General features: G+C 47.3%; 1 tRNA gene. It reads left to right on the forward strand.

The features are described 5' to 3' along the window. Positions 1 to 162 precede the first annotated feature (162 nt). Positions 163 to 238 (forward strand) — tRNA-Glu (locus APU02_RS05565). The last annotated feature ends 164 nt before the right edge of the window (positions 239 to 402 follow it).

The following is a 402-nucleotide window of genomic DNA, read 5'->3' on the forward strand; positions in this document are numbered from 1 at the left end:
ACCTGCCTTTGAAGTGTCCACACAGATTGTCTGATAGATGTAGAGAAGCAAGGCGTTTACGCGTTGGGAGTGAGGCTGAATGAAATAAGGCCGCTCGCTTTCTGTTAATGAAAGCTCACCCTACACGAAAATATCACGCAGCGCGTGATAAGCAATTTTCGTGTCCCCTTCGTCTAGAGGCCCAGGACACCGCCCTTTCACGGCGGTAACAGGGGTTCGAATCCCCTAGGGGACGCCACTTGCTGGTTTGTGTGAGTGAAAGTCGCCGGCCGTTATATCTCAAAACTGACTTGCGAGTCATGTTTGAGATATTTGCTCTTTAAAAATCTGGATCAAGCTGAAAATTGAAACACAGAACAACGAAAGTTGTTCGTGAGTCTCTCAATTATCGCAACCATGAAG

It is taken from the genome of Citrobacter sp. 50677481 (assembly GCF_001463265.1).
GTDB lineage: Bacteria > Pseudomonadota > Gammaproteobacteria > Enterobacterales > Enterobacteriaceae > Citrobacter_A > Citrobacter_A sedlakii.